This window comes from Streptomyces sp. NBC_01445 (genome assembly GCF_035918235.1).
Lineage (GTDB): Bacteria > Actinomycetota > Actinomycetes > Streptomycetales > Streptomycetaceae > Streptomyces.
The window spans coordinates 2,447,554-2,466,259 of sequence record NZ_CP109485.1; the positions used below are offsets into that span (position 1 = coordinate 2,447,554).

Sequence of the window (18,706 nt, forward strand, 5' to 3'; positions counted from 1 at the left end):
TCTCGATCCTGCGCTGTCTGAGGGCATCGCCTGTCTCCGTCCGGGTGGGCTCGATGAAGTGCCTGAGGGGTTACGTGCGTCAGTCGTGCGCGGTGAAGACGGGTTGGCCTTCGACATAGGTCCGGCGCACCCGGACGTCGGCGATCTCCTCGGTGGGCCGCGTGAACGGGTCACGGTCCAGGACGACGAGATCCGCGTACTTGCCCTCCTCGACCGTGCCGGTCACGTCGTCGAGGTGGTTCACCCAGGCGGTGCCCGCGGTGTACGCGGCGAGCGCCTCGGCCAGGCTCAGGGCCTGCTCGGGATGGAACGGCGGGTACGTCGCGCCCTCGGGAAGCTCCGCGGCGGGGGCGGCACGGTTGACCGCGACGTGGATGCCCCACAGCGGGTTGGGGCTGCTCACCGACCAGTCGCTGCCCGCGACGAGGCGGGCCCCGGCTCGGCTCAAGTCCCCGAACGGGTACTGCTGTGCGGCCCGTTCGGCGCCCAGGAACGGGATCGTCAGCTCGTCCATCTGCGGTTCATGCGCGGCCCACAGCGCCTGGATGTTCGCGGCGACACCCAGCTCCGCGAAGCGCGCGATGTCGTCGGGGTGGACGACCTGGAGGTGCGCCATGTGGTGGCGGTGGTCGTTGGCACCGTTGGCTGCGCGGGCCGCACCGAGCGCGTCGAGGGCCTCGCGTACGGCACGGTCGCCCAGCGCGTGGAAGTGGACCTGGAAGCCGGAGCGGTCGAGCGCGCACACCGCCTCGCGCAGCAGCCCGGGCTCGACAAAACTCAGGCCGGAGTTGCCCGTCGGGCAGCCACAGCCGTCGAGATACGGCTCCAGCATCCCGGCGGTGAAGTTCTCCGCGACGCCGTCCTGCATGATCTTGACGCTGGTGGCGCGGAACCGGCCGGCCTGCCCGATCCGGCGGCGCTCCTCCAGCTCGGGAATCTGGTCCAGTCCGCGCTCACGGTCCCACCACAGGGCTCCGACGACCCGGGCGAGCAGGGCGCCCTCACGAGCCGCGCGCAGATACACGGGCAGGTTGTCCGGATAGCCGTGGAAGGAGCCGATCATGGCGTCCTGCCACCCGGTCACCCCGAGGGAGAACAGGTAGTCCTGCGCGGCGAGCAGCCCGGCGTACGTCTCCTCCTCGGTCGCGACCGGAACATGACGGGCCACCAGCTCCACTGCGCCCTCGTGCAGGGTGCCGGCCGGGGTGCCGTCCGCCTCCCGCTCGATCCGGCCGTCCGCCGGGTCGGGGGTGTCGCGGTCGACCCCGGCGAGCTCCAGCGCGCGGGAGTTGACCCAGGCACCGTGGCCGTCGCGGTTGGTGAGCAGCACGGGCCGGTCCGGCACCACCACGTCGAGCATGCCGCGCGTCGGCGTACCACCGGGGAAGCTGTCCATCGACCAGCCGCCACCACGGATCCAGACCGCGTCCGGGTGCTCCTTGGCGTACTGGGCGACGACCGCAAGACAGCCCTCTGCGGTGAACTCCTCGCTCTGGTCGCAGCCGAGCATCTGGGTCCCGCCCATCACAGGGTGGACATGCGAGTCCTGGAACCCGGGGACGAGCAGCCCGCCCTCCAGGTCGACGACCTCCGTTCCTGCCCCGGCCAGCGCGCGCACCGTACCCGCGTCGGCGACAGCGACGATCCGGCCGCCCGCGACGGCGACGGCGGCGTCCACCGGGAGGAGGCCCGTGCCGGTGAAGACCCGGCCCCCTACGAAGACGGTGTCGGCCCGTCGGGTGCTGTGCGCCATCAACTCAACCTCCAGCTCGGCGGATTGACCCGCCCGGCGTGTTCGTTGAGGAGGAGTGAACGGCAGCGCAACAGCGCTGTCAACAGCATTGCGCTCTCTGGACAGAGGATCGCTACACTGGCCGCACCATGCCGAAGTCACCCGCCGCCACGGCGAAGTCGCCGGCCACCACGGCCCGAAGCAGCAAACGCGCAGGCAGTCAGCTCACGCCCGACGCGATCATCGACGCGAGCCTGCGCATCGCCGCCCGCGGAAGCAAGGACGCCTTCACCGTCCGGCGCCTGGGCGAAGAGCTCGGCGCGGACCCGACCGCGATCTACCGGCACTTCCGCGACAAGGACGAGCTGCTGCTGTCGGTCGCCGACCGCACGCTCGGCGAGGCGCTCGACGCCATCCCCGAGGGGCTCGACTGGAAGGGCCGCATCCGGGCACTCGCCGACGCCTCCCTCGCCGTGGCCCTCAAGTACCCGGTGGTGGGCTCGGCCATGGCGAGCCGGACCACGCGCCGGTCCAACGAGTTCCGGGTCGTCGAACTCATCCTCGGCGCCGTCCGGGAGGCCGGCCTGGAGGGCGCCGAGGCGGCGGTCCACTACCGAATGATCGGGGACACACTCCTCGCGTACGTGGGGCAACAGGCCGCGTTCCTACTGTTCGACGCAGACGCCCGCGCAGCCGACGACTCCGCATGGAGCCGCGAGTACCGGCTGGTCGACCCGAAGCACTTCCCGAACATCACCCGCCTCAGCGGCGAACTCGCCGAGGTGGCGGACGACCAGATCTTCGACGCCACGGTCGCCGCCCTGATCTCGGCCATCGAACTGCGCGCCAAGGCCCTGCGGGAGTCCCAGGCGTTGCCGCCACATGTCACGCCGGCATCAGCCGCGAGGCGAGGATGACAGCGGCCTGGTAGGACTCGGCGATCCCGCCGTCGCGGGCAGTGCGGGTGCCGAATAACCATCCACCCAGGTCGCGGCCTCGGTCGCCGGTCTCCCGCGCTCCACCCAACAGCCTGTCCCGCTCGAAAACACGATTCGGGACCTTGTCCCGCGCGGAAATACGATTCTAGGTCTGTGCGGGTGCCGATAAATCATCCGCCCAGGTGACGGTCTTGATCCCCGATCTCTGGCTGTGCCCGCCGATCACCCCGCTGTCTTCACGTGGACAGCAACGGGGCGGCATCATGATCTGTCGTGCTGCTGCGCCTGGCCTTGCGCCTGCCGAAAATGTCATCCATACAGCTCAGGAGCGTCTTCGACAGTGCGGCAGGATAGGCACTCGTGCTGCTGCGCCTCGCCTACCTGACCGTCACCAACCTGTTCGCTGCATTGCGGCTACAGCCGACGAGCGACCGCGACAAGGACGCGGAGATCCTCGCCTGCGCCACCAACTCGCCGTCTTGGAGCGGCAGCTCGGCGCGGACCGGGTGAAGTTCACTGCGGAAGACCGGGCATTCCTTGCCGCTCTACTGGTACCCCTACCCCGTCAGGTCCTGCGCCAGCTCCGGTTACTGGTCCGGCCAGACACCATCCTGCGCTGGCACCACGACCTGATCAAGCTGCGCCATGCCCGCACGTGCCGACCGAAGAGGCCGGGCCGGCCGCCCACGGACCACTCAATCCGCGCGCTGATCCTGCGCCTAATCCGGGAGAACCCGTCGTGGGGCTACCGCAGGGTGCACGGCGAACTCGCCACCCTCGGCATCCAAGTCGCCGCCTCCACCGTCTGGGAAATCCTCACCTCCGAGGGCATCGCCCCCCAGACCGGGGCCGCCACCACCTGGGCCGACTTCCTGCGATCTCAGACCGACACCATCCCGGCCTGCGACTTCATCGAGACCATCACCCTGACCGGCAGGCGCCAGTACATCCTCGCCGTCATCGAACACGCCACGCGCCGCATCCGGATCCTCGGCACCACTGCCCACCCCACCGCAGCCTGGGTGACCCAGACGGCCCGGAACCTGGCCATGGACCTGACGGCCGCCAACGCACCCCTCATCTACCTGATCCGAGACCGGGACGCAAAGTACCCCGCCCTCTTCGACCAGATCCTGGCCGACGCCGGCATTCAGGTCGTGAGAACCGGCATACGAATACCGCGCATGAACGCGATCATGGAACGCTGGGTCCAAACCTGCCGCCACGAGCTACTGGACCACACCTCATCTGGAACGAACGGCATCTGCGCCACACGCTCCGCCAGTCGCACTCCGCTACAACCTCCACCGCCCCCACCGAGCGATGCATCAGGCAGCACCCGTACGCGCTGTCCCCGAACCGCTCACCCCTGCACAGATCTCCCACCTCGACGTACGACAAAGAGACCGCCTCGGCGGAGTCCTCCACGAATACCAACATGCCGCCTGAACAGCACGGATAAAGTCTTCGGCAGGCGCAGAGTCGCGGCGCGGTCACCCGATGCCAGGTCGGACCGAGTGAGCGCGAACGAGCCAGGTTGCACCGCGCATCCTCGCCAAGCTCGACGCCAGAGCTGCGCCGGACGCTTCCTGGCTGTGGCCGATCACTGCCGCCCTGTACCGATCTCGCACCGAACCCCGTCTACAGGGAAGCGGCCGATTGCCTTAAGGTCCCTGCCATGCGCGTGGTGGTGACGCGTCATCGGTCAGGGCGGACAGCGCTGAATCCGGCGGAAGTGCCGCACAACGCACCGGTGGGGAACGGGGAGAACACCGTGGCATTGGTCGCCATGGCCTTCAACTGAGCGACAGCACAGGGGGTTTGGAGCACATGACTACCGTTCTGAGCACGGAATGGGACAGCGTACGGCAGCGCGCCAGGCTGAGTTCCCAGGCCGCCGGAACCGGAGTGCCACTGGAGCGGCCGACGGCGCTGGAGCGCGCGGAGCTGCTCGGGCGGCTGCGCTGGGAGGTCATTCAAGGCGGCTCGCTGTTCCTCGTGTACCCGCAACTCCTCGACGGCGCCGTCTTTGCCGGTCTGCGGCCCGCCGAGCTCCTGGACGAACTGACGATCCGCGCGATCGACGGGGGTGCGGCGCTACCACTGCGGGTGAACGCCATCGGCGCCGACCTGGCAGGCCAGTTGATCGCGATGCTTTCGACAGGTTTCGTCTTCTCTTCTCTTCCGGTTCCGGACGATCAGTGTCTGCGCCTCCAGCAGGAGTTGAGCGCGCGAGCGGACCGCCAGGCAGCAGCCGAACTCCTCGTGGCGGAGGGGCCGACCGGCGCGGCGGACCGGTTACTGGCGGCGACGGGCGTGCTCGACGCGCCGCTGCGGCGACGCACGGTCGCCCGATGGCGGGACTGGCTGGAAGCAGCCGAGCGCGGACTCCTGCAAGTCAGCTCCCTGGTGCCAGCCGACTACCCCGCCGCGTACGCCCTGTGTCCCCCGCCGCGTCCGGAGGCGCTGGCCAGCGACTCGGGGAGGGCAGCGCTGGCCTCATGGATCGGCGGGGAGTACGACAGGAACGGCCTGCCCAATCGCAGCCTCCTGTACGAGAGCCTCGACCCCCTCCTGTATTCGGGAGACGGAGCGGAACGCGCGGACGCACAGTTGCTGCGGGAGTCCTTCGACGAGACGTACTACCGGGCCATCGCGGTGAGTGAGGGCTGCGCACTTGGCCTCGCATCGCCCCGGCGCGGTCTCCGGCGGCGCGAGGCCGCAGTGCTGCCCGCGTCGACTCGCGTTGTGCTCTTTCCGACCCGGTTCGAGCTGCGGCTCGGTCTGATGACGGCCGCAGCGTGGCAGCGCTACACGGACGACGTGGCCGACGCCCTCACCAGCTGGTGGCAACACCGGGACCTGACCGCGCTGCAGGACGTGGGGGACCTGCTTGCGGCCCGTACGAAGGAGCCGGCATCAGGCGGCGAGGACGAGGTCTCAGTGACACGGCTGCAGCAGTTCGTCCGGCAGGCGAGCGGCGTCACCGCGCAGGTCGTGGCGGGCGGCGGGATGAGCGCGGCGACCGGGGTTCTGGGCGGCGGGACGCCCGGGGCGTTCGCCGCCGGCGCGGGCGGCGCACTGGCCCCCATGCTCGTGGCGGCGGTCACGGCCGGGGTGAACCGCCTGAGCTCGTTCCGCGGGCGGTACGACGTGATAGAGCTGCCTTGACCTGCGGGGGCAGCCTCATGGCCGTCTTAGATGGCTGGGCTCCCAAGTGTCAGCCCTGTAGCTCCGTTACGTCTCCCGGGTATGTGTCCCTGATGCTTGTCCCTGATACGTGTCCCTTATCAACACCGGAGGTTTCCCGTGGACGCCGAGACACCTCGTGCACAGTCCCGGAGGGCCTACGTCGACTCCGACGGCGGCCGATGGTGCGAGGTCCACCTCGACACCTACAGGTCTTCCTCCGGCGTGGAGACCGTCCTGCACCGAGTCCGCATCGGCGGCGGTCGGACGGGAGTGGTGGTGCTGGCCCGCCGCGGTGACGACATCCTGCTGGTCCGGCAGTGGCGGCCCACGATCGGCCGGTGGGCCTGGGAACTGCCGCGGGGCTTCGGCGAGAGCGACCCGGTGTCCGACGCCCTGCGTGAACTGCACGAGGAGGCCGGATTGGCTGCCTCGACTGCAGCCGTCGTCGCATACCTGGACGTGGACTCCGGCCTGTTGGAGAGCGAGGTGGCCGTGGTCGAGGTCCAGGTTCCGAGCGACGCCCCGCTGCGCCCCGACGCAGCGTGCGACGGCGAGGTCGCCGCCGCGCGCTGGTGGAGTCCCTCGGAGATCGCCGAGTCGATCCGCATGGGAACGCTGCGGGACGGTTTCACACTTGCCGCGTTCGGGGCGTCGAGCGCCGCGGGGCGCTGAGTCGGGCGGTCCTGTCCGGACGGCATCGAAGGCCTCGGCACCGGTGCGACCGGACGAGGTAAGGCCATGGCGCCGACCGTTGGGCACTCCCGGTTCTCTTCCTTGGCCTCGGTACTTGTCAACTACCCGGTCGTGAAACGACCGGGCTTGCTGCTCGAGTCATCACTGGCTGTGATGGGATCGGCTGCGTCCAGTTCTCACGCGATGAGTGTGAGTTCAGGGGCCGTTGACTGAGCCCCGCAGACCCACACCATCCAGTTTTCGGCTTCTAGATCCCGGCCGGGATCCCCTCGTAGCGGGTGAATCCCGGTGTTTGCCATGTCTGGCCGTCGGGCCGGACCGCGAGTGCCTCGTACCCGTCGAGGGAGGTGAGCCAGCCCCGCGCATCCTCGCCTCGGGCGAACGCGGCGGTGGCGTAGGCGTCGGTCATGGTCAGGCGGGGGCCGACAACGGTGAGGGAGGCGAACGTGGTGGCCGGTGCGCCGCGATGCGGGTCGTAGATGTGGGCGCCACGTTCGGCGACGCCCGACGTGGCGATCGCGAGATCGGTGTCGGCGGTGATGACAGTGAGCAGTTCCTTCGGGCGGAGGGGGTGGGCGATGCCGATCCGCCAGGGGCTGTCGGGGGTGGACCGGCAGCGGAGTTGGAGGTCACCGCCGCCGTTGACGCATGTGTGGTGCGCGCCGGCGTCATAGAGGAGTTGGGATGCTGTTTCGGTGGCCCAGCCCTTGACCAGTCCCGAGGGGTCGAGGGTTCCGGCGGGGGTGATGCTGAACCATCCGTCGCTGTGGTGGGCGGCCCGCGCGCACAGGGACAGGGCCTTGTGCACCTCGGGCGGGCAGTCGGCGAGGCGGAGCTCGCCGCGGTCGAGGCGCCTGATGTGGCTGTCAGGCCGGTAGGTGGAGAAGACGGCGTCCATCCGGTGGAGGTGGCGCACGGCCTCGGCGAGGGCGCCGTGGATGGCGGGGGTGGGCGTGTCCCGGATGTCGAACGAGAAGACGGTGCCCATGACGTGCTCGACGTGGTGCAGCTTGGTGACGGTCTCAGGCATGGGCTTGGTCCAGGGCGCTCTGCAGGGACTGGATGTAGCCCTGGCTGGTGTAACTGGCGCCGGAGACGGCGTCGATGTGCGCGCTCTGCGCGCCGAGCGCTTCCTGAGTCAGTCGGGGAAGTGCGTAGGAGGCGATCTGCTGGTCCCGACCGTTCTGGTCCGGGGCCCGCAGCACCTTGATCGCGGTGATCTTTCCCTGGGCGAGGGTGGCTGCCACCTGCACGGTTCCGTACTGGGTGTCGATGGGGTTCCCGGTGAAGGTGCCCGTTCGGGTGGCGTTGCCCGCCGAGGTGGACGGGGATGCCGCGTCCGAGGGTGCGTGCGCGGCGCCGCCGGCGACGGCGGGGAGCTGGTGGGGTTTGAGGGCGAGCAGCGTGACGATCAGGGTGCTGATCCCTGTGGTGGCGAGGACGGCACGGCGCATGTCTTCTCCTCAGAACTCGAACGACTCGTGGTGGATGCGGCGTGCGGGGACTCCGGCCTGGCGCAGGGCCGGGATGGCGGCGCGGGTCATGCCGGGCGGCCCGCACAGGTACACGTCGTGCGCGGCCAGATCGGGCAGCAGCGCGCACAGGCCGCGGGCCGTGAGGGGGGAAGAGAATCCAGCGGGTTCGTCGACGACGTAGCGCACGGTGGCCCGGCGGTGGGCGGCTATCGCGTCGAGTTCCGCACGCAGGGCGAGGTCGTCGGAGCGGCGGGCCCGGTAGACGAGGGTCACCTCGCCCGGGAGCGTCTCGAAGAGAGCGCGCAGGGGTGTGATGCCGACGCCGCCCGCCAGGAGTAGGACCTTCGGAGCAGTGCGGCGCCGCGCCGTGAATGCGCCGTACGGACCCTCGGCCCAGACGCGGGTGCCGGGTGCCAGGCGGGCCAGTGAGGCGCTGTGGCCGCCGGCGTTCTTCACCGTGATGCGCAGATGTCGCGGGTGCGGCGGGGCGGAGAGGGAGTAGGGGTTGGCGGTCCACCACAGGCCGCGGGCCAGGAAACGCCAGCGCAGGAACTGTCCCGGTTCGGCTCCCAGTTCGTCGAGGTGTTCTCCGGTGAGGTGGACGGAGACCACGCCCGGCGCCTCCTGGTGGACCGCGGCGACCCGCAGGCGGTGGCGCAGCCCGCGCCGGACGGGGACGGCGAACCGGTACCAGCCGACGAGCGCGGCCACGCTGAGGAAGAGCGTGTACCAGGCGGTCTGGGCGGTGCGGTTCCCGACGAAGTCCGCGCCGTTGGAGAGCTGGTGGCCGAACGTGAGGAAGACCGCCAGGTACGTGGCGAAGTGCAGGTAGTGCCAAGTCTCGTAGCTCATCCTGCGGCGGGCCGCCCGGGCCGAGAGGATCCCGGTGGCCACGAACAGCAGGAAGCCGACTGTGCCCTTGAGGAGGTCGGGGTAGTTGAGGACGAACGTGGAGGTCTGGCTGACCACGTTCGTGTGGGAGGTCAGGGAGTAGCCCCAGATGATCAGCAGGGTGTGGGCGAGCGCCAGGGAGATCGTGCAGCGGCCGCCCAGTGCGTGCCAGCGCGCGAGGCGGTCCGTGCCGATCGTGTGGTCCAGGAGCGGGACGCGGGCCATCAGTGCCAGCAGCACCGCACAGGCGTATCCGGCCAGTAGTCCGGCGATGCGTCCCGCGCCCGTCAGCCAGCCGGCCGGGCCCACCACCGACGTCGTGTCGCTCCACCACAGGGCGAGCACCCCGGCGGCACCGGCCCAGATCGCCAGCGGCGCCAGGGTGGGCACGACGCTGCGACGCGGGCGCCGGTGGCGCATCCCGCCGCTCGTATGCGTCGTCGTGGCGAATGTGGTGGTCATGGCACTCCTCCGGAGGGGACCCGTTCCGGCGATGGGCGGCCCAGCCTCACAGCCCAAGTTCTGTGAACCCTCTGAAACGGCGCGGGCAGCCGACCTCGGAGCCGATTCAGAGGAAACTCACAGACCCCGGTCGCCCGACCGGGGTATTCGTCGGGGGATGCTGAAGGGACCATGAACGAGCTGCCCACGACATCCCTGCACCGCGCCGACGGAGGACCCGTGCGGGTCCTGGTCGTCGACGACGAACCCGACGTCACCGATGTGCTGTCCGGGGTCATGACCGCGGAGGGCTGGCAGGTGCGCACCGCGGCCGACGGGGCGAGTGCGCTCGAGGCCGCCCGCGACTTCAGGCCTGATGCGGTGGTCCTGGACTGGATGCTGCCCGACCTCGACGGTCTGCAGGTGCTGCGGGGGCTCAGACGCGACGAGCCCAGGGTGTGTGTGCTCTTCCTGACGGCCCGGGACGCGGTCGAGGACCGTATCGCGGGCATCACCGCGGGCGGCGACGACTACGTCACCAAGCCCTACAGCCTGGAGGAGGTCCTGGCCCGGCTGCGGGGGCTCCTGCGGCGGGCCGGGATGACCGCTGAGCCGGGCGCGAGCCAGCTCATCGTCGGCGACCTCACCATGGACGAGGAAGCCAGAGAAGTACGCCGGGCGGGATCAGTGGTGGAGCTGTCGCGCACCGAGTTCGAACTCCTGCGGTTCTTGATGCGCAACCCGCGCCGGGTGCTGTCCAAGGACCAGATCCTCGACCGGGTCTGGGCCTACGACTTCGGCGGCCGCTCCCACGTCGTCGAGCTGTACATCAGCTACCTGCGGAAGAAGATCGACGCCGGGCGCGCCCCGATGATCCACACGGTGCGCGGCGTCGGCTACGTACTCAAGGCGGACTCCCCGTGAGACGTCCGCCGCCACGCACCCTGCGCGGTCAGCTCACCGCCGGACTCGTCGCCCTGCTCGCCCTCGCCTGCCTCGCCGTCGGGATCACCACCGCCCTCGCCCTGCGGGGGTTCCTGATGGGGCGCCTGGACGAGCAGCTCATCACGTCAGGCGGCCGGTTCCCCGCGAGCCTGGAACACGAGGCCGAGCCTGACTCCGACAACCGCCCCGACACCCGGGGCCAGGCCGACGACACCTTCGGTGCCCGCCTCCTGGCCGGCACCGTCACCCAGGCCGCCGTCGTCGACGACGCCACCGATCGCCCCGTCAATCTCACCTCCGAGGACCGTCGCACCCTGGCGGCGGTCCCCACCGACGGGCGGGGGCACAGCATCCGTCTCTCCACCCTGCGTAGCTACCGCGTCATGGCGTTCCAGGGCGACGACCAGGACACGCTGATCACCGGCCTGTCCCTGCACCCCGTGGAGGAGACCGTTCACCGCCTCGAAGCGGTCGAGACGGTGCTGTTCGGCGCCGCCCTCGTGATCACCGGCATCGCCGGTGCGGTATGGGTACGGACCTCCCTGCGGCCCCTGCAACGGGTCACAGCCCGGTCTGCGGAGGTGGCCGGACTGCCGCTCGCCAGTGGAGAGATCGCCATGCCGGGGCCGCTGCCCGACACCGATCCCCGCACCGAGGTCGGTCAGGTCGGCAGCGCCCTCAACCACATGCTCGGTCACATCGAGAACGCCCTCACCAGCCGCCAGGCCAGCGAGGAACGCCTCCGGCACTTCGCCGCCGACGCCAGCCACGAACTCCGCACTCCCGTCGCCAACATCCGCGGCCACGCAGAACTCGCCCTGCGCCACTCCGGCCCCGTCCCCCAAGAGGTCCGGCACTCCCTGGAGCGCATCGGCAGCGAATCGCAGCGCATGACACGTCTCGTCGACGACCTGCTCCTGCTCGCGCGCCTGGACGCCGGACGTCCCCTCGAACACGAGCCGGTCGATCTGACCCTGCTGATCCTCAACGCGACCGACGACGCGCGCGCCGCGGGCCCCGACCACCGCTGGCTGCTCGATCTGCCCGAGGAACCCGTCACCGTCACCGGTGACGCCCACCGCCTTCAGCAGGCCATCGGCAACGTCCTCGCCAACGCACGCACCCACACCCCGCCCGGCACTGAAGTGGCCATCACCCTCACCAAGGGGCCGGCCGATGTCTGCCTGAGCGTGAGCGACAACGGGCCGGGCATCCCCGAAGAGCTCCAGCCCGAAGTCTTCGGTCGCTTTGTCCGCGCCGATCACGCCCGCTCCCGCAGCACGGGGAGCACCGGTCTCGGCCTCGCCATCGTCCAGGCCGTCATCACCGCCCACGGCGGGACCACCGTCCTCAGGAGCCGTCCCGGACGCACCACCATCCGCCTCACGCTCCCCATCTGACACCGCCCGGCCCTGCCAGCGCACCGATGGATCAGGCCCGCGAGCGGCCCCGCATCATAGAGCGACCGCAGACGTCTTGAATCGCAAGATCACACCCTCGACCTGTTGCCGCAGCCGCTCGGGGTACGGCCACCTCTCCGGTCGCCCAATCCTCTTTGCAGCATGCTCAGGCCTTGTTACCTCGCGTGGAACGCGGCTCTCGACAGTCGGGCCGCAGCGCATCCGGTGACGGCGGCGATTGCGGCGAGGCCGACGGCGCTCCAGCCGAGGGGCTCGGTTTCCAGCACCGACTGCAGGAATGGTACTTGAAGTGCTCTCCTCCCTTCGCAAGCTCAGGAAGGAGATTCCTGCCTACCTTGCGGCGGCGGGCTTGGCGCCACGGGTGCGCCTGACGACTGCCCTCCCGGCAGCCGGGATGAGCGCGTGGCCCATCCGGTACAGGTGCAAGATGTTCCGGGCTGCGTTCCAGTCGGCGTTGCCGGACCATCCGCAGTCGGGGTTCTTGCATACGAACGTGGCCTGGTCTTCCCGGCTGCCGGGCGTGATGAAACCGCAGGCGGAGCAGCGCAGGGAGGTGTTCGGGGCGGGAACCTTGGCGAGGGTGCCGCCGTTGCGGGCAGTTTTGTACGTCAGCATCGTCACGGTGCGACCCCATGCCTCCTGGCTGATGGAGCGGTTCAGACCGGACTTCTGCGCGACGTTCTTCCCCGGCTGGTCGGTAGTGCCCTTGGCGGACTTGACCATGTTCGTGATGTTGAGCTGTTCCACCACGACCGTGCCGTACTGCTCGGCGATGGCGGTGGTGGCCTGGTGCTGCCAGTCGATTGCTCGGCGCGTGGCTCTTGCGCGGAGCTGCTTGATCTGGTCGTAGGTGCGGTGTAGCCGGTTCGAGCTGCGCTCTTTCGGCTTGCGGAAGGACTTGCGGTGCGCGGCCCGCTGTTCCAGGCGAAGCAGTCTGGCTTTCTCGTCCGGGTTCAGCCACTTGTCCCGGTCGGCGGTGCCGTCCGGGAGCCGGGGCGGCCGTCCGTGGTCTTGGTGGCTGCCGTCGGACAGCGCGAGGGGCAGGTTCACCCCGGCGTCGATGCCGACCTCCAGTCCGGTGTGCGGTTCGGGCTTGACCTCAAGAGTCTGGACGCGGAAGGCGATGTGCCGGCCGAGTCCGTCTTTGACCAGCCGTGCCCCGGTGATCCGGTTCTCCTTGTTGGCGTGCTTGCCGACCGGGAGGTCCTTGGTCCAGCGGAAGCGGACGCGGCCCACCTTGGGGATGTTGACCATGCCCCACCGGCGGTGTACTCGCTTGATCTGCAGATCCCGGCCCTGCGGGATGTCCACGGACGTGACGGTGCGGAAGCGGGCCTTGAAGTTCGGCTCGTCCGCACGCCCGTCCCAGCAGTTCCGCCACGCCTGGAAGTACGTCTTGAGGACCGCCTGCGCGGCCTGCGCGGGCAGCACCGCGTACCAGTCGATCTCCTTGCGGGCCTGCCGCAGCGTCTGATCCATGCGGGTCGCAGAGCGCTGACACTTCGGCGTCATCCGCCACAGGTCGTGGAGCTGATTCCACATCGCGCGTGCCGCGTGCGACTGGTCGTCCATGAGCCGGACCTGTGCAGGCGTCAGCGCCAGCCGGGCGCGATGCCCCAACTGCCGCTTCTCCCACACGAGTTCGCTCATGACGATCAGCCTACGACGGTTGGCTTATGTCACCACGATGGAACCCGAATCCTGACGTGCGCACCGGGCGCCACGTCGTCTACAACCTGCATGTCCACTTGGTTTTTGTTACCAAGTACCGGCGCAAGGCATTCACCGACGCCATGCTGACGCGCACTGAGGAGATCATGCGCGAGGTCTGCGCGGACTTCGAAGCCGACCTGAAGCAGTTCAATCGGCGCCGAGGCTCGAAGCAGCGACCACGCCCGCGAGGAAGAGCAACCGCTGCCAGGCTCCGTCAGCAAGGATCTGCTGGCCCGGCGGCCGTGACCGGTCGGCCCATACCCCCGGAGCGTGGCGGCCGCGCTTCCTGCGCTGCGGAGCTGATGACACCTCGGCGGCACGAGCAGCTCCACTCGTCACCTGCCCGCTGCGGCCACCCCACGCCGACCACAGCTCCGCACCATTCGGCCGGCCCACTCGGCTCGACGGCATACGCGGCACTCATACGACCAGTCTGTCCCCCACCCTCCTGGGTGCGCTCGCCGACCCGACGGCTCCAACGCCTCCTCGGTGGGCCGTGGATGTGCACCCGGGCCGAAAGGACCCCGGTCGGGCCCGTGCGGCCCGTGGTGGTGGGGGCTCGGCGCGCCCACCCTGGGAGCAGGAGCAATGAAGGGAGCCGGTGTGATGACAACCGCCACCACCATGAACGCGGCCCTCCCCCCCGGACATCGCGAACGGCTGATGCAATTCGCCCGTGAGGTCTCCTTCGAGGCCGGGGCCCGCTTGTTCGAGGAGGGCAGGCGAGCCGACCACTTCTGGATCGTGCGAACCGGCACCGTAGCTCTGGACGTGCACGTGCCAGGCCCGCGGCCCGCCGTCATCGAAACGCTCGGGCACGGCGAACTGGTCGGCTGGTCCTGGCACTTCCCGCCGTACATCTGGCACCTGGCGCCGAGGCGATGAGCCCGGTGCGGGCCTGGGAGTTCGATGCGGAGGCCGTGCGGGCGGCGTGCGCCGAGGACCCCGAGTTCGGCCGGGTGATCGCGGTCTGGGTCGGGCTCGTGGTCGCCGACCGGCTGCACGCCTCCCGAATCCGGCTGCTCGACCTCTACGCCCCTCACGGCAGCGGTGGTCTGGCATGACCGCAGTGTCCCGTCGTCGCCGGCGTTCCGAGGAGGAGAACATGGACACCAGCCCTCACCGTGTGAATGACGTGATGACGCGCGCCGTCGTCGCCGTGGGCCGCAAGACCCGGTTCAAGGACCTCGTCGAACGCATGGAGCAGTGGAAGGTCAGCGCCGTACCCGTGCTGGAGGGCGATGGCCGGGTGATCGGGGTGGTGTCCGAGGCCGATCTGCTGCCCAAGGAGGAGTTCCGGGACAGCGATCCGGACCGGTACACCCAGTTGCATCGCCTGGCCGACATGGCGAAGGCCGGGGCGGTGTACGCCGAGGAGCTGATGAGTACGCCGGCCGTCACCGTCCACGAGGACGCCACACTCGCCGAGGCGGCCCGCATCATGGCGCTCCGGCACGTCAAGCGACTGCCCGTGGTGAATGCCGAGGGGGTACTCGAAGGCGTTGTCAGCCGTGGCGATCTGCTGAAGGTGTTCCTGCGCCCGGACAACGACCTCGCCGACGAGATACGGCGGGACGTTCTCGACGTCCTGTTCCCGGCCCCGGTCGAGCCCGTGCACATCACAGTGGTCGACGGCGTCGGGACCCTGACCGGACGGGTCCAGGACGCCACTCGCATTCCGCTTGCCGCGCGCCTGGTGCGAGGCGTCGAGGGCATCGTGGGCGTGGACTGCCGACTCACTGCAGCCGACGGGGCATGAAGCGGCGCGGCGAACGTCTACCGCTCTTTTGTACCGACGGCTTGTACCGACGGCCCGGACTCAGGGAGTGACGGCCCGGCCGGTGCCCGGGAGGTCGGGGTCGAGGTCCGGGTGGCGGGGCATCCCGACCAGCGCGCACTGCACGGACACCACACCAGGCACGGCCCGTGCGAGGCGAGTGGCGAGTGGGATGAGGGCGGTTTCGTGGACGTGGCCGGCAAGCGTGACGACACCGTCGTGGACCTCGACCCCGATCGCTTCCGTATGGGTGCCGAAGAGCCGAACGACGACATCGCGCCGCACCTCCTCGACGATGGCCTCGTCTTCCCGCAGGAAGACCTTCAGCAGGTCGGAGCGGCTGACGATGCCCTCCAGAGTCCCGTCGCCTCCCACGACCGGCAGCCGCTTGACCTTGTTGCGTGCCATGACACGTGCGGCGTGGGCAAGGGTGGCGTCGGGCGCCACGGTGACGGCAGGAGCGGTCATCAGCTCGCCCGCAGTCACAGCGTCCGCCTTGCGGACATCCGCGAGATCCTGCACCTGCCCGTAGCGGCCGACATCTCCTCCCCTGTACTCCTCCTTGGGCAGCAGATCGGCCTCGGAGACAACACCGACGACGTGTGCGGCGTCGTCCAGCACCGGGAGCGCGCTCACCCGCCAGTCGCGTATGGCCTTCACTATGTCCTTGAAGGCCGCGCCTGTCCGCAGTGCGACGACCCGGTGCGTCATCACGTCGTTCACAAGGGTCGGAGTGCCGTTCATGGCATCCTCCAGGGCTCGGGTGTCGTCTCGGACACTTTCAGGCTGCGGCCTCGGACCCGTCCCGGGCATGGGCCGAGTGGGCCCGACACACTCGACCGCCGGCCCTGCCCCAAGCGCGACCGGCTCCCACTGACACCGCCCACGTCAGCCGCCTGAAACCGTACGGCCCGACCGAGGGGCCAGATGGCCCCTGGTCAGCCCTCCCCTCATCGGCACAGGCTGGAATCGGCAGGACCGACGCAGACCTTACGGAGTCATCATGTACGGCACCCCGCACATCGTCAGCGATGTCATGACCCACACGGTTGCCGCCGTCGGCCGACGGGCCGCCTTCAAGGAGATCGTGCAGCTGATGCAAGACAGGCAGATCAGCGCCCTCCCTGTGATCGAGGGCGAGGGACGAGTGGTCGGCGTGGTCTCCGAAGCCGACCTGCTGCCCAAGGAGGAACTCAGGGACAACCCCGACGAGGCCTACCTCCAGCTGCGCCAGCCGGTCGACGTGGCGAAGGCCGACGCTCTCAGCGCAGGGGACCTCATGTCCTCCCCCGCCGTCACGATCCGTGCCGACGCCACGCTCGCCGAGGCCGCGCGCACCATGGCACGAGAAGGGGTCAAGCGGATGCCCGTGGTGGACGACGTAGGCCTGCTGGAGGGCGTCGTCAGCCGTGCTGACCTGCTCAAGGTCTTCCTGCGCGGGGACGACAAGATCGCCGAGGAGGTCCGGCACGAGATCGTGTCCTCCCTCTTCCCGCCTCCGTCCGTCATTCAAGTAGAGGTGCATGACGGAGTGGCCACCCTGACGGGCCGCGTCCACGACACCGCCATGGTCCCCATCGCAGCGCGCCTGGTGCGGTCCGTCGAAGGAGTCGTCGACGTGCAGTTCGACCTCGCGCGCGAAACCGCTCAGTAGCCGGCGGCGACAACCATGTCCGACGTCACCACCACCGATCTCTACGAAGTAACCATGGCCCTGTCCTACCTTCGCGAGGACATGCGGGCCCCGGCCACCTTCAGCCTCTTCGTCCGCGACCTCCCACCTGGCCGGGGCTTCCTCGTCGCGGCGGGCCTGGAGCCCGCACTGGACTTCCTCTCCGAATACCGCGTCGAACGCGAAGACGTCGAAGAGTTCGCCGCCGCGATGCACCGCCCGGTGCGGGACCTGGAACCTCTCCTCGGCGTTCGCCGGCGAGCCGCTGCTCGAGGTGACCGCGTCACTCCCGCAGGCGCAGCTCGTCGAGACCTACCTGCTCAACCAGCTCTGCCACCAGACGGTGGTGGCCTCCAAAGCGGCGCGCTGCGTCCTGGCGGCCGCCGGACGGCCGGTGGTGGACTTCGCTGTGCGCCGCACGCACGGCCCGTGGGCGGGCAGGCAGGCGGCCCGTCTTGGAGCCATGGTCGGCTTTGCGGGAACCAGCAACGTGGCCGCGGCCACATCCCTCGGCATCCCGGCTTCAGGGACCATGGCGCACTCCTACATCGAGACTTTCGAAAGTGAAGACGAGGCGTTCCGAGCCTTCGCGCGCTGCCACCCCGGCCCCCTCACCTTCCTCGTGGACACCTACGACACCGAGGCGGGCATAGGGGTCGCCGCTCGCGTTCTGAACGACCTTCGGCGCGGCCCCGGCTGCGCGATCCGCCTGGACAGCGGCGACCTCGACGCCCTCTCGCGCCGGTCACGAGCCATCCTGGACGATGCCGGACTACCCGACGTGCGCATCGTGGCCAGCGGCGGGCTCGACGAGTACGGCGTGGCCCGCCTGGTGGACGCCGGTGCCCCGATCGACGTGTTCGCCGTGGGCACCCGCGTCGGCGTCGCCGCGGACGCCCCGTACCTGGACTCCGCGTACAAGCTCGTCGAGTACGACGGCAACCCCGTGATGAAGCTGTCCTCGGCGAAGGTCACGGCCCCGGGCCGCAAACAGGTCTACCGGCGCGCCGGGCAACCCGACGTCGTCGCTCTGTCGTGGGAGGAACCGCCGGACTCGGCACGGCCACTGCTGCGCACAGTGATACGTGGCGGTCGGCGAACAGGACCGCCGGACCGCTGGCAGGACGCGCGCGAACGGTTCCGCGAGGACATCGACGCGCTGCCGGCATCCGCCCGGCGGATCCACGACCCCGAACCGGTGACCGCAAACCGGTCCAGGGCACTGCAGGAACTCACCTTGAGGGTCCGCTCGGACATCGAGGCCAGGATTCCCTCAAGAAGCGGCGCCGCACCGCCGCAGCAAGGGGGTGAGGCAGCAGTGACCACGCCCGCATCCCCGCGGGAAAGCGACCTTGCGGCGCCGAGGACCGACCCGACGCCGAGCGGCACCGCCGTGTACGCCCGTACTGGCGACGAGATCGTCGTACGCGGTACCACGGCCGGGGTTGTCACGCGGGACGGCGAAGCCGTCGGCGTTCACCACCGCGACGGCAGCCCACCCTACGACGTGAGCTGGGCAGAGGATGGGCGAGTGACCCTGTACTTTCCCGGGCCGGATGCCTACGTCCGCCACCTGACGCATGAGCCGGCCTCCATGGAGACGATCACCGACGTGCCATCGGCGCCCGTCACGCCTCAGGCGGGGGACGGCCATGTCCGGTCCGAGTGAACACCGGCCGTTCCTCGTCGTATTGCCCTGCACGAGCGTCGCCGGACCGTCAGCAAAGCCGCTCACGCTAGTGAGTGGGAAGGCCACTCGGGCCCGAGTGCAGCCCATACGGCCCTGCCACGCTGCGGCCCGCGGGGCACAAGCTGG

The 18,706-nt window shown here is 69.7% G+C and carries 15 protein-coding genes and 4 pseudogenes; 13 read left to right on the plus strand and 6 right to left on the minus strand.

Going from position 1 to position 18,706, the window contains the following annotated elements; translation table 11 throughout:
• Nucleotides 1-79: 79 nt before the first annotated feature.
• Nucleotides 80-1,753 carry an amidohydrolase gene (locus tag OG574_RS11445; protein WP_326773106.1) on the minus strand — a complete coding sequence of 558 codons (1,674 nt, stop codon included), beginning with the start codon at nt 1,751-1,753 and terminating at the stop codon, nt 80-82.
• Between the two features lie 128 nt (nt 1,754-1,881).
• On the opposite strand from OG574_RS11445, the gene OG574_RS11450 reads away from it, so the two are divergent.
• The 5 genes and pseudogenes from OG574_RS11450 to OG574_RS11470 all read left to right on the plus strand — a co-directional run bounded on the left by OG574_RS11450 (nt 1,882) and on the right by OG574_RS11470 (nt 6,534).
• Nucleotides 1,882-2,649: a TetR/AcrR family transcriptional regulator gene (locus OG574_RS11450; RefSeq protein ID WP_326773107.1), complete on the plus strand. Its 768-nt coding sequence runs from the start codon at nt 1,882-1,884 to the stop codon at nt 2,647-2,649.
• Nucleotides 2,650-3,030: 381 nt separating this feature from the next.
• Nucleotides 3,031-4,119, plus strand: a pseudogene (locus tag OG574_RS11455) (helix-turn-helix domain-containing protein).
• Between the two features lie 229 nt (nt 4,120-4,348).
• A complete protein-coding gene (locus OG574_RS11460) occupies nt 4,349-4,474 on the plus strand; it encodes a hypothetical protein (RefSeq protein WP_326773108.1) in 126 nt (41 codons plus the stop codon).
• 26 nt (nt 4,475-4,500) lie between these two features.
• A complete protein-coding gene (locus OG574_RS11465) occupies nt 4,501-5,841 on the plus strand; it encodes a hypothetical protein (RefSeq protein WP_326773109.1) in 1,341 nt (446 codons plus the stop codon).
• Nucleotides 5,842-5,979: 138 nt separating this feature from the next.
• On the plus strand, nt 5,980-6,534 hold the full coding sequence (locus OG574_RS11470) for an NUDIX hydrolase (RefSeq protein WP_326773110.1): 555 nt from the start codon (nt 5,980-5,982) through the stop codon (nt 6,532-6,534).
• A 268-nt stretch (nt 6,535-6,802) separates the two neighbouring features.
• On the opposite strand, the gene OG574_RS11475 is transcribed toward OG574_RS11470, so the two are convergent.
• Genes OG574_RS11475 through OG574_RS11485 form a run of 3 tightly spaced genes read right to left on the minus strand, consistent with a single transcriptional unit; the run spans nt 6,803 to nt 9,383 of the window.
• Nucleotides 6,803-7,585, minus strand: coding sequence for an FAD:protein FMN transferase (locus tag OG574_RS11475; protein ID WP_326773111.1), 783 nt, complete (start codon nt 7,583-7,585; stop codon nt 6,803-6,805).
• Nucleotides 7,578-8,009, minus strand: coding sequence for an FMN-binding protein (locus OG574_RS11480; protein ID WP_326773112.1), 432 nt, complete (start codon nt 8,007-8,009; stop codon nt 7,578-7,580). Before OG574_RS11480 ends, OG574_RS11475 begins: the two co-directional genes overlap by 8 nt.
• Before the next feature lie 9 nt (nt 8,010-8,018).
• The gene (locus OG574_RS11485) at nt 8,019-9,383 is read right to left on the minus strand and encodes a ferredoxin reductase family protein (RefSeq protein WP_326773113.1); all 1,365 of its coding nucleotides are present in this window, start codon (nt 9,381-9,383) and stop codon (nt 8,019-8,021) included.
• 171 nt (nt 9,384-9,554) lie between these two features.
• Between OG574_RS11485 and OG574_RS11490 the strand changes: the two genes are divergently transcribed.
• Complete coding sequence (locus OG574_RS11490) at nt 9,555-10,286, plus strand: response regulator transcription factor (protein ID WP_326773114.1); 732 nt, start codon at nt 9,555-9,557, stop codon at nt 10,284-10,286.
• The gene (locus OG574_RS11495; RefSeq protein WP_326773115.1) at nt 10,283-11,707 is read left to right on the plus strand and encodes a sensor histidine kinase; all 1,425 of its coding nucleotides are present in this window, start codon (nt 10,283-10,285) and stop codon (nt 11,705-11,707) included. The genes OG574_RS11490 and OG574_RS11495 overlap by 4 nt, the downstream gene beginning before the upstream one ends.
• Before the next feature lie 351 nt (nt 11,708-12,058).
• On the opposite strand, the gene OG574_RS11500 is transcribed toward OG574_RS11495, so the two are convergent.
• Nucleotides 12,059-13,378, minus strand: coding sequence for an RNA-guided endonuclease InsQ/TnpB family protein (locus OG574_RS11500; protein WP_326773116.1), 1,320 nt, complete (start codon nt 13,376-13,378; stop codon nt 12,059-12,061).
• 26 nt (nt 13,379-13,404) lie between these two features.
• Here OG574_RS11500 and OG574_RS11505 point away from each other — a divergent pair.
• The 3 genes and pseudogenes from OG574_RS11505 to OG574_RS11515 all read left to right on the plus strand — a co-directional run.
• Nucleotides 13,405-13,593, plus strand: a pseudogene (locus OG574_RS11505) (transposase); the annotation flags it as partial.
• A 454-nt stretch (nt 13,594-14,047) separates the two neighbouring features.
• Nucleotides 14,048-14,505: pseudogene (locus OG574_RS11510) on the plus strand (Crp/Fnr family transcriptional regulator).
• 41 nt (nt 14,506-14,546) lie between these two features.
• Nucleotides 14,547-15,200 (plus strand): CBS domain-containing protein, encoded by a 654-nt coding sequence (locus tag OG574_RS11515; RefSeq protein WP_326773117.1) that lies wholly within the window; start codon nt 14,547-14,549, stop codon nt 15,198-15,200.
• Nucleotides 15,201-15,260: 60 nt separating this feature from the next.
• On the opposite strand, the gene OG574_RS11520 is transcribed toward OG574_RS11515, so the two are convergent.
• Nucleotides 15,261-15,962 carry a CBS domain-containing protein gene (locus OG574_RS11520; RefSeq protein WP_326773118.1) on the minus strand — a complete coding sequence of 234 codons (702 nt, stop codon included), beginning with the start codon at nt 15,960-15,962 and terminating at the stop codon, nt 15,261-15,263.
• Nucleotides 15,963-16,221: 259 nt separating this feature from the next.
• Here OG574_RS11520 and OG574_RS11525 point away from each other — a divergent pair, with 259 nt between their 5' ends.
• From OG574_RS11525 to OG574_RS11535, 3 genes and pseudogenes are all read left to right on the plus strand, one after another.
• Nucleotides 16,222-16,872: a CBS domain-containing protein gene (locus OG574_RS11525; protein ID WP_326773119.1), complete on the plus strand. Its 651-nt coding sequence runs from the start codon at nt 16,222-16,224 to the stop codon at nt 16,870-16,872.
• A 15-nt stretch (nt 16,873-16,887) separates the two neighbouring features.
• A pseudogene (locus tag OG574_RS11530) lies at nt 16,888-18,184 on the plus strand (nicotinate phosphoribosyltransferase); the annotation flags it as partial.
• A 99-nt stretch (nt 18,185-18,283) separates the two neighbouring features.
• Nucleotides 18,284-18,559, plus strand: a complete 276-nt coding sequence (locus OG574_RS11535) for a DUF1918 domain-containing protein (RefSeq protein WP_326778433.1) — start codon at nt 18,284-18,286, stop codon at nt 18,557-18,559.
• The last annotated feature ends 147 nt before the right edge of the window (nt 18,560-18,706 follow it).